16 protein-coding genes and 1 pseudogene are annotated in these 9,263 nt (G+C 61.2%); 11 read left to right on the plus strand and 6 right to left on the minus strand.

The features are described from left to right. The first annotated feature begins 14 nt into the window (after positions 1-14). The 3 genes from DTS01S_RS19295 (at position 15) to DTS01S_RS19305 (ending at position 2,757) form a co-directional block, all read left to right on the plus strand. Positions 15-464, plus strand: a complete 450-nt coding sequence (locus DTS01S_RS19295) for a hypothetical protein (protein WP_061288502.1) — start codon at positions 15-17, stop codon at positions 462-464. Beyond that, a complete protein-coding gene (locus DTS01S_RS19300; RefSeq protein ID WP_061288505.1) occupies positions 461-1,132 on the plus strand; it encodes a phage adaptor protein in 672 nt (223 codons plus the stop codon). Before DTS01S_RS19295 ends, DTS01S_RS19300 begins: the two co-directional genes overlap by 4 nt. Before the next feature lie 179 nt (positions 1,133-1,311). Beyond that, positions 1,312-2,757 carry a hypothetical protein gene (locus DTS01S_RS19305; protein ID WP_139223797.1) on the plus strand — a complete coding sequence of 482 codons (1,446 nt, stop codon included), beginning with the start codon at positions 1,312-1,314 and terminating at the stop codon, positions 2,755-2,757. Positions 2,758-2,917: 160 nt separating this feature from the next. Here DTS01S_RS19305 and DTS01S_RS19310 read toward each other — a convergent pair whose 3' ends face one another. Both DTS01S_RS19310 and DTS01S_RS19315 read right to left on the minus strand, forming a co-directional pair. Then, the gene (locus tag DTS01S_RS19310) at positions 2,918-3,112 is read right to left on the minus strand and encodes a hypothetical protein (RefSeq protein ID WP_061288510.1); all 195 of its coding nucleotides are present in this window, start codon (positions 3,110-3,112) and stop codon (positions 2,918-2,920) included. A gap of 43 nt (positions 3,113-3,155) precedes the next feature. Beyond that, positions 3,156-3,338 (minus strand): hypothetical protein, encoded by a 183-nt coding sequence (locus DTS01S_RS19315; protein WP_061288512.1) that lies wholly within the window; start codon positions 3,336-3,338, stop codon positions 3,156-3,158. Positions 3,339-3,661: 323 nt separating this feature from the next. On the opposite strand from DTS01S_RS19315, the gene DTS01S_RS19320 reads away from it, so the two are divergent. Together DTS01S_RS19320 and DTS01S_RS19325 are read left to right on the plus strand one after the other, a co-directional pair. Beyond that, a complete protein-coding gene (locus DTS01S_RS19320; RefSeq protein WP_046987208.1) occupies positions 3,662-3,868 on the plus strand; it encodes a DNA-binding protein in 207 nt (68 codons plus the stop codon). 3 nt (positions 3,869-3,871) lie between these two features. Then, positions 3,872-4,387 carry a Rha family transcriptional regulator gene (locus tag DTS01S_RS19325; protein ID WP_061288514.1) on the plus strand — a complete coding sequence of 172 codons (516 nt, stop codon included), beginning with the start codon at positions 3,872-3,874 and terminating at the stop codon, positions 4,385-4,387. A 128-nt stretch (positions 4,388-4,515) separates the two neighbouring features. On the opposite strand, the gene DTS01S_RS30590 is transcribed toward DTS01S_RS19325, so the two are convergent. From DTS01S_RS30590 to DTS01S_RS31505, 4 genes are all read right to left on the minus strand, one after another. Continuing rightward, complete coding sequence (locus DTS01S_RS30590; RefSeq protein WP_156493774.1) at positions 4,516-4,665, minus strand: hypothetical protein; 150 nt, start codon at positions 4,663-4,665, stop codon at positions 4,516-4,518. 8 nt (positions 4,666-4,673) lie between these two features. After that, positions 4,674-5,123 carry a PIN domain-containing protein gene (locus DTS01S_RS30595; protein WP_169804700.1) on the minus strand — a complete coding sequence of 150 codons (450 nt, stop codon included), beginning with the start codon at positions 5,121-5,123 and terminating at the stop codon, positions 4,674-4,676. A 104-nt stretch (positions 5,124-5,227) separates the two neighbouring features. After that, on the minus strand, positions 5,228-6,130 hold the full coding sequence (locus DTS01S_RS30600) for a hypothetical protein (RefSeq protein ID WP_139223796.1): 903 nt from the start codon (positions 6,128-6,130) through the stop codon (positions 5,228-5,230). Between the two features lie 463 nt (positions 6,131-6,593). Beyond that, on the minus strand, positions 6,594-6,944 hold the full coding sequence (locus DTS01S_RS31505; RefSeq protein WP_082774931.1) for a KTSC domain-containing protein: 351 nt from the start codon (positions 6,942-6,944) through the stop codon (positions 6,594-6,596). 57 nt (positions 6,945-7,001) lie between these two features. Here DTS01S_RS31505 and DTS01S_RS19335 point away from each other — a divergent pair, with 57 nt between their 5' ends. From DTS01S_RS19335 to DTS01S_RS19350, 6 genes and pseudogenes are all read left to right on the plus strand, one after another. Next, positions 7,002-7,289, plus strand: a complete 288-nt coding sequence (locus DTS01S_RS19335; RefSeq protein ID WP_061288518.1) for an H-NS histone family protein — start codon at positions 7,002-7,004, stop codon at positions 7,287-7,289. Between the two features lie 165 nt (positions 7,290-7,454). Further along, a complete protein-coding gene (locus DTS01S_RS29820) occupies positions 7,455-7,721 on the plus strand; it encodes an H-NS histone family protein (RefSeq protein ID WP_017407559.1) in 267 nt (88 codons plus the stop codon). A 44-nt stretch (positions 7,722-7,765) separates the two neighbouring features. Then, positions 7,766-7,966: a hypothetical protein gene (locus DTS01S_RS19340; protein ID WP_017407558.1), complete on the plus strand. Its 201-nt coding sequence runs from the start codon at positions 7,766-7,768 to the stop codon at positions 7,964-7,966. A 406-nt stretch (positions 7,967-8,372) separates the two neighbouring features. Continuing rightward, positions 8,373-8,495, plus strand: a pseudogene (locus tag DTS01S_RS31510) (DUF4124 domain-containing protein); the annotation flags it as partial. Positions 8,496-8,513: 18 nt separating this feature from the next. Continuing rightward, positions 8,514-8,939, plus strand: coding sequence for a hypothetical protein (locus tag DTS01S_RS19345; RefSeq protein WP_017407556.1), 426 nt, complete (start codon positions 8,514-8,516; stop codon positions 8,937-8,939). A gap of 86 nt (positions 8,940-9,025) precedes the next feature. Beyond that, on the plus strand, positions 9,026-9,263 hold a 238-nt coding region (locus DTS01S_RS19350; RefSeq protein WP_156493775.1), incomplete at its 3' end, for a hypothetical protein.

Here is a 9,263-nt window from a genome sequence, read left to right on the forward strand (position 1 = left end):
CCAAGGACATCACCATGACCGTTGCACAGACCCAGGCCGTCACCTACACGGGAACGGATACGCCATTCATCGACCGCATTTACCGTTCGCGCCTGACTTTCGACCCTGGCCAGACGCGCGTGGTCCCCATTGCGCTGGCGGCCCGGTTCCTGCGCCATTCGGATATTTTTCAGGAGGCGGCACCTGAAGGGGAGGGCGTTGGACTGGGTGCAGCGCCGGTGCCGACTCAGCAACCCGACGACACCGCTGCGCTGTTGGAGGCCGCGAAGAAGTCCGAGGACGAGCGGCGCGTGCAGGAAGAGGCCCGCTTCAACGTGCTGCAGCAGATCGAAAAGATGGACAAGCAGGCGCTGCGCGACTGGACCAAGCAGACCTACAAGCTGGATCTGCCGGGTAACCTGGGCGTGGACAAGATGCGTGATCGTGTGCGCGGCATGGTCGACCAGTACGGCGTGAACCCATGACCCTCCAAGACCTGATCAGCCTGTTTCGCGCCGACGCCAGGGATGTCGTGACGCCGCATCTCTGGGACGATGAGCAGGTGGTGGGCTGGTTCAATGAGGCCCAGGCGGAAGCGGCCGTGCGCGGCAGGCTGCTGCTGGACGATTCCACGCCCGCTGTCTGCGAGATCGCCGTCGCGGCCGACGTGGCCAGCTACCCGCTGCACGCCAAGGTCTACGAGATCGCCCACCTGCGGTTTGTGGGGGCATCGGCCAGTGAGGGCCGGGAGCTGTCGGTGGTGTCCCGGGAGTACCTGGATCGCAAGGATCCGTACTGGCGTGATCGGTGCAGCGACGAACCCCGCTTCGCCATTCAGACTGAGACGCGGCTCCGCCTGGTGCCCGCGCCGCGCGAATCGGGGGCCTTGCGGCTGGAGGCCTATCGGCTTCCTCTCAAGCAACTGGCCAATTGCCACGACAAGCCCGAGATCCACGAGGCGCACCATGTCTACCTCGTGCATTGGGCCCTGTATCGGGCGTTTGGGCAGCCCGATGCGGATGGCTTCGATCCAGACAAGTCGCAGCAGTCGTATTCGGTCTTCGAAAGCTATTTCGGCAGGCGGCCGGACTCGGACCTGCGCCGGGCCACGCGGCACGACCAGCCACACACCAACGTCATTCATCTGCCATAGCAGGTGCTGAAAGGTTCGCAATGCGCGGATTCACTCCCAGGAAAGCCTCCGGAACGGAGAAACCGCCTGAATACACAGGGCCCCGTGGCTTTGCGCCGGGTCAGCGGGCTGCATTGGCTCAGGCCCAGAACCAGGCCCCCGACTCCATCCCTGCCATGGTGAAACCGGGTGAGTTCGTCTTGCCGCCAGATACCGTGCACGCCATGGGCGGCGCTGGCGCGCTGCAGGCCGCCGTCGATGCCACCCACACACCCGCACCCGAACAGGCATTCGTGCCACGCGGCTTCAAGCCCAAGGTGTTCTTCGCCAATGGTGGTGCGCCAGAGGACCAGATCCCTCTGGGCGGCTACCCCAAGGCGCCGGCTCCTGACGGCTCCCAGTCCAACCCGATGAACACTGAGCTGGGCCGCAATGTGTCGAACCTGGCCAATGCTGTGCCTGGTGCGCTGGGTGGTAGCGCCCGTGCCATCGCGCGAACTGGCGGGGCCATCAGCGGCGCGCTCAACTCTGGCCTCAATGCCCCGCGCGCGCTGGCCGGTGGTGCGGGGATCGCTGGCGGTGGTGCCGCGGCTTCGACGCCTGCTGCGGCCTCCACAGGTGTGAATCCCACGCCATCCACAGCTCCAGCAGCCACGGCCACCTCGCCGCAGGCCACGCCATCAGCCGGCAGCACCATGGGCCCGCCCAGCTCGGCGGCACCACAGGAAGTCCAGCCCGGGATCTTTCGCCAGGGCAACAGCTTCTCCGACAGCGCACAGGGCGCGGCGCTGGGCAACGAGCCGCGCGGCTTGCCCTCTCGGCAAAACGACCTGGCCGCTCAGAATCTAGCCGACCAATCGACAGCCCGCGGCTTCACGCCTGGTCAGCGCACCGAGGTCGAGCAGCCGCGCCTGGGCTTTCCGGGCTTTCGCACGCCCACCATCGCCCACTCTGGCAACGACTGGCAATCCCGCAACGAGCTGCGCAATGCCGAGGTGTCGGCCAGCTCCATCACCAACACGCGGCGCTTCGGCGGCCGTGGGGCTGAGAATAGCCCGGACATGCAGCGGTACCGCAGCATGCTGGGAACCGATGCAGCACTGCGCCAGGCCCAGCCAGGTATGGAGGCAGAGACCATGCGCCAGAACGCTGGCCTCATGCGCGAAGACATGCAGCAAGCCGGTGGCCTGCAGCGTGAGGCCATGCAGCAGGCCGGGGAAACCGGGCGCACAGGCATGCGCGTGGGCATCGAGCAGCAGCGCCTGCAGGGCGAGGCAGAAGCGCGCGGCTTCAAGACCCGGGCCCAGCGCCAGGAAGAACAGCTGCGCAATACGCTCCTTGATCCGAATGCCACTCCCCAGCAAAAGCAGCAGGCTCAGCAGTCCATGCGCGCGATTCGGGGTGATGCCGATCCATCGCCCTGGAAGGTCACGGTCACGCCTGCAGTCAAGAATGCAGACGGGTCAACAACCCAGGGCAGCATCATCCGGCACAACGGTGTCACGGGTGAGGTGCAGCAGGTGGAGGGTGGTGGAGCGCGGGCCGTGCCAGCAAAGGATAGTGCGCAGGTGTTGGCCATCAAAAACAACACGCCCCTGTCTCTTGAGCAGCGCCGTGAGGAGTTGCGAAAGCTTGGATTTCAGTGAGCCCCGTCCCTAGGTTGATGGGCACACAGGTTCAGCGCTGCGGCATGGGCTGGCGCGTTCTTCACCCCAGGGAGCTTGTCCAGCAGGCAGGTGGCGTAGTCCGCCGCTAAAGCAGGGCCTGCGGCAGCCAAGCAAAGGACCAGGAGCGTGGAGCGCGCTTTCACCGACACGTCTCTTCGATGACCTGGTGCACTTTTCGGATGCTCTCGCGGATCTCTCTGAGACGCTTGTCCTGCTCTTGCTTCTGGGCCTCCAGAGCAGCAAGCTGATGGATGTTTCTGGCCTCTTCAGCGCGCAGCATACGAATCTCGCGCCAATACTGTTCAACGCATTCCGCCGTAGCCACACTGCTCATGGATGTTCCTCCTGAAAGTGAATGTAGCAGGAGGCGAATTGGCTCAATGACCAGCTTCCCTAAGCATTTCCTCTAATATTTCGATCCGTCCTTCTATACGGCGCAGATCCAGTTCGAGATCGGGGTCCTTGGCTTCGGACGCCTGCAGCTGCGCCTCTGCAAAGGCCTTCTTCGCTCGAAGATGGTCCAGCATGTCTTCCATCGCTCTGATGTCTGGGGCGCTCATAGGTAGAACCTCCTGGCGGCAATGTACCAGTAGGCTGCCTGTATGAGGGGCGAGGCGTACCACCGTGCTGGGTTACTCAGGAGGGCGGAGCCGGCGCGGCGGCTGACGCCATGGAGCTTGTCCAGCACAGGCCAGTGGCTAGTCCGCCGCCAGGTCAGGCGTCCCGAGCGAGGCCAGCGCGGTGGCGATCAACAACCTCTTTACAGCTCCCATAGCTCCTCCTGTTGGCGGGACTGTAGCAGGCGTCCCCCGTCCAGGGTTTGGCAAAAGACTTGACATGAAAAGAATGGGAGACCTTGTCCAACCCGTTCAAGGAGCACGCCATGTCTTGGGCCATCCCCGCCTTGTCGCACGAAACCCGCGAAACCATCCCCACCCGCGAAGCGGCATTCCACCTCCGTCGTTCCCCCGCGACCTTGCATGCCTGGTCCTGCGGCAGCCGCAACGGCCCCATCCAACCCGTGCGCGACGGCGGCCAGCTGCGCTGGCGCGTGGCAGACATCAAGAACCTGCTGGGCATGGAGGGCTGAGCGATGAACTCGAAAGCAATGCCCACCCCCATCGTTGCCCTGCTCGACAAGGAGCCGCTCGCGGCCTCCGATGCTTTGGCCGCTGGCGTGGCTCTGTCACACGCGAGCGTCATCAAGCTGGTGCGCAAACATCAGGCCAGCCTTGAGCGCTTCGGCGGGGTCAGATTTGAAATCCGACCCTTTCTCACGCGAGGCGGTGTTCAGCAGAAAGAAGTCGCGCTCTTGAACGAGCAGCAGGCCACCCTCCTGATATCCATGCTGCGCAACAGCCCCATCGTGATCGAGTGCAAGGTTCGCTTGGTCGAGGAGTTCTACCGCATGCGTGCGGCCTTGAGCCGGCAGGCCAAGGGTCTGTGGCAACAGATGCAGGCCCTCATTGCACAGGAGGTGGAGTCCAAGGTCCGGGCATCCTTCGGTTCCAGGCTCATGCTCGACCGCAAGCGCGACATCCCGCACTTCGAGTCGGAGCATCAGCGGCTGGAGGCAGAGATCCAGCCTTCGCTTCCGCTGTTTCACTGAGCGCAGGACGTCAGAAATTTTTCCGACACCCCAAGTGATACCCAAAACCTGGGCATCACTTGCCAGCGCCGCTCAGCTACTCGGCGTGTGGTTGGTGCCCCCGAGGATGGCTGAACTTTCAGCCGTCCTCAGGAATCCTGGCGCGGGTTCAGCGCGGCAGCATGGGCCGGCGCGTTCTTCACACCGGGGAGCTTGTCCAGCAGGCAGGTGGCGAAGTCGCCAGCGAAGGCGGAGCGGGAGGCAAACAGCCATAGCAGGAAAACTAAGCGAAGGGCCATTGGAGAGCCTAGAGCGCTTCCGGCGTGGGCGGCGAAAAAGTAATTTCAAATTGTGGAGATTTTGGCTTCTCAGGTGGCAACTCCAACTCCCAAGTTAAAAATGCTGCCAATCCACATTGTTTTGCCTTGCTCGCAAGCTGTTTATCGCCCGTGTAGATGGTGTTCGCTTTGCGAGAGATTGCGGTTGCCAAAATCTGGCGATCAAATTTAACCTTGGCTTTGGTCTCTTGGTTGAAGTCGCTGATAACCTTCGATTTGCTGGTAACGGTTTCAATAAGAGAACACTCAATTGCGGCGCGCAGATCAAAAGGCGCAATTGTGAACGCTCTAGAAGAGTTAATGAGGTTTAGCCTCTTCTCCCTGTCTGGACCGCCATGAACCATGAACTCAGAAATAACAGGCGTCGGCAGCAAAATTCTCGCCTTATTTGCGGCGATTGTTTTGAGTAGATAGTCCATGCGCTCTCTGCACCTCTCTAGCGGGGCGCCAGTCGATGGATCTATCGGGACGGACGCATTTTCATCGAAAGCGATGGCCAATACAGATGTATCAAATACGACCATCAGTGTAACCCGTCCTCATGTCCGCGAATGCGCGCAATTGTTGAATCTATATCTTGCTGCGTTGACCAGTCTGTGTCGCGGAGCGCACGCAATCTGACCGTTGCCTCCGTCAATCCGACGTCGTCCAAGATTTCAAAATCATCCACCCTGAAGTCAAGTAGCTTCCACTCTCCGTCCTCTGCTCTTTCCCATCTGGCAGTCCCGATAGCTCGGAGAACTGGACCTTTGTAAAGAAACTGTGCAATTCTGCTGGCCAAGTCGCGTGTGAGAGTTATAGACCAAGTACGGCCTTCTCCGTCGACTATTTGAGCATGGGCGCTGCTGTCTTTCCCGCCGATGCGAACCAATTCGCCGTCAACTTCTGCGGGTTCCCAGAATGGGATGAATTTTTCGGGTTCTTGAGTGTTCCGCCCGGGGAATTGAATTACGACTGCGGTTTTTCCACCGGCCGGCCTAGCTCTCAGTTCACCAATTGCATTATCGAACTTTAGGAGTTTATTGATATCCGCGTATGCTGCGAGAGCATCATTCGCGGCAGTGCCGGCGGCTGTTTGCGAAACGCGATCTGAGACCTTCGGGGATGCCTCGTGTTCAACCCAGGCAACATGCGCAATGCTGCCTTTTTCTAAACGAGAGAAGTGGACGTTGGCTTGGTGACCAAGTAGCTTGGAAAAGGCAGCCAGATACTCCGCCAATCGATTCATTGGAATCGAGTCCGGCGTGTACGCGTCGATCCAAAGCTCGTACTCGTCTAAGTTGGTCACATCAATTGTCCTGCTGGCAGTGGCTGAAGGGTACCAGAGCAACTCGTGGCCAGCCAGCTTCTTCTGCGCGTTCCAGCTCGGGTTTTGGAGTTGCACAACAATCACCCAGCGCTTCTGGCGAGAGGGCGCGGTCAGCAAATGAGGGTCCTTGGGTGGCCAAAATTTATGCCTACCCCTCTCCGCCGCAGAATCAGCCTCCCAGCACCATGGGCTGCAGTTGCAGGCCCAACGCGTCCAGGCATGTAGCTGCGGTGAGGACATTTGTCCGCAATGGCTTCCTCTAGGGTTCGCGCGACCCCGCCCCGGTGCTGACAATGGGGCATGGCACATCTCCCCACCCTCATCCTCTCTGGTGCGCTGGTCCTGGCGATTGTGTTGGGCTGCGTAGCCCTGTGCGCGGCGCATCGAGCGAGGGCTGCTGCGCGGCGAGCAGAAGCGGGCGCGCGGCCCGCCGACGCCGACCTGGCCTATGTGCGCGACGTGCTGCTGCTCGCGCGCCGCGAGTTCGACTTCCACGGCGGATGCGTGGCCACCGACCGGCCAGACTTGCCACTGTCGCCAGAAACCAGCTGGACCGTCGATTTCTCCAGGGCGCGCGCGGCTATCGACATCGCCATGGATTTGCTGGAGCGCGCGGCTCCCCATACTGGTCCTGAATGTTCTGGCGAAAGTACCTGCCTGCTGACTGCGCCGCTTTCAACTCGGTCCAGATATGTGCCGGCACCCTCGGGTAGTCGTAAGCCCGCTCCGGGCTGCTCTTGAACCATAGGCGCAGCAGGCGTGTCGAGGGATCGTAGGACCCCCTCAGCAGTGCATCGGAATCAACAAAGGCATGCGACTCCATCGGTTTCGCCCTCTCGGGATGGTTGTGTAGGAGCACCCATCGTAGCCCGAGAGGGATTTTTCTTGGCGGGTTCAGAAAGTGTGGCTGCTTGCATTCGCGAGCTGTCATATGCCCGCTTTATGTGACTAGAATGCAAATCGCTAGCATACAACCGATGAAAAAGCCATGACACCTGATTACAAGACGCTCCTCCAACAAAAAGCAGAGATCGAAGCACGCATTGCTGAAGTCCTGAAGGTCGAAAAGGCCGACGTGATCGCCAAGGTCCGCGCCTTGGTGGCCGACTACAACCTCACGGCAGACGACGTGTTCAGCTCGGGCAAACGCAAGTCGCCCGTCGGTGCAGGCGTGGCCAAGTACCGCGACCCAGCCACGGGCGCGACCTGGACCGGCCGGGGCAAGCCGCCGAACTGGATCAAGGACGCTGTGGACCGAACAGCTTTTGAAGTCTGACCAAAGGCCCGCAATCGCGGGCTTTGTTCTTTGTGGGCCAGACCTCATGGAAGGCACGCTGTTTGCCGGTCATCGGCATGGCGCACGTGCCTCTGAGGAGTAGCCAACCTCCCTCAGCTACCACGGTGCGGAACGTTGCAGATTTTTGGCCGGAGCACTAAAGACATGTCCTCGAAGTACAAAGCCCTTATGCGTGAGCGAGCAGCATTGGATGCAAAGATCGCTGAGTACTATGGCGCCAGGAAACTTGATGCGATTGATGACGCCAGGAAACTGGTGAAGGATCACGATCTCAAGCCCGACGACTTGTTTGTTCCCGACAAGCCTGCAAACGTGCGCTACCGGAATCCCAAGACAGGTGAGACTTGGACGGGCCGTGGCCGAGCTCCTCGGTGGATCGAAGGCCAAGACCGGAAGCCTTTCGAGATTTGAACGACAGTCAGCCATGAGTGGGTTTTCCATGCCACCATCGCACCATGACTCCCACGCCCCTCCTTCAGTTCACCAGCGTGCGCACGAGCGTTGTGGACGGAAAGACGCTCATCGGCCTCAAGCACACGGCCAAAACATCGGCAGGCCTGCCTGTGTCCACGACCTGGATCGATATGCCTCCCGAGGATGTGGAGCGGCTGATCAAGACGCTGCAGGACACGTTGGCCGAGCTGGGCCGCAAGTAGCCGCGCGCATCAGCCCCCCTCCAGCTCCGCGCGCTAGGGCTTTTCATTCCTGTTTACCCCCGCATAAACAGCGTCAGAACGCCCACCGCCACAGCCAGCAGCACGATGGCAACGGCAGCCAGGCCCACAGTCATGGCAGGGCTGTTTTCATCGTCTTCGTCCCGCTCCCCGTCTCTGCCTTCCATCGCTCCTCCAGTGCACGGCCATTGAGTGATCCGGTGCACCAGTATGGGGCCGCTGCATTGGGATCATTCCTGTGTAGCCTTACATGCGTCTGAGTTGACCCCCGGCTAGGGTTCGACCCGCCCCACCCAAGGAAAGGCAGCTTCTGGGCTGCCGATGCAGCAGCGCCAATGCGGCGGCTTGTGCTTCCGCCGCTGATACAGTGCGGCCAGGAGGAGTTCCAATGCGTCACCTTGCCTGCTGTCTTGCTGTATCTGTGCTGGGCATTTGGCCCACCGCTTATGCTCAGGTGTTCAAGTGCAAAGGCCCAGGCGGGCAGTTCACCTATTCTGATCGCCCCTGTGAGGCGCGTAGCACTGGCGGCATGATGCTGCGCGAACGGACCTACGAGGAGAAGATGCAGGAGCGCCAGCAGGCCTACGATGCGGAGCTGCGTAAGCAGGAGCGCCGAATGGCTGAGCAGCAACAGGCCTGGGAAGTGCAGCAGCAGGCGCTTCAGAGGCAAGCTACTGCACCAGTGCCGAGTGCTGGCGGCGGTTACGCAGAGCGCCTGGCAAACCGCAATGCTGGCGTTCAGAGCAATCTCGGTCGTAAGGCCCCCAAGGCACGCAAACCCCAGTTCAGCGACGAGGATTTTTCACCTCCACCTGCCAATCGGATCACACACTGCAACGGCGGCTACTGCTACGACAACCAAGGCGGCTCCTATCACAGCATAGGGAATGGGTACATGGCCGGACCTGGCGGGGCCCGGTGCACACAGTCCGGTGGGCAAATGGATTGCCGATGACGTTTTAGCAAGCCCGCACCAGCGGGCTTTTTTGAGCGCCCCGCCTAGGGTTCGACGCCCACCCCCTGCTCCGGAAGAGTGGCGGGATGAGTGAAATCGATGACATCCTCAAGGGCGCGCCGGCGCACAAGACAGACGCGCCCCCTAGTGCCGCGCTGGCCGGGCACTCCGCCAAACCCACATCCGAGATCGACGACATCATGAAAGACGCGCCCACCACGGCGCGCGGCTTGAAAGGGTGGGCGCGGGATATTGGCGCAGGACTGGTGGACACGGCCATAGGCGTGCCAGAAGCGCTCGTTGGACTTGCCGACATTCCCACGG

It is taken from the genome of Delftia tsuruhatensis NBRC 16741 (assembly GCF_001571325.1).
GTDB classification, from domain to species: Bacteria; Pseudomonadota; Gammaproteobacteria; order Burkholderiales; family Burkholderiaceae_C; genus Comamonas; species Comamonas tsuruhatensis.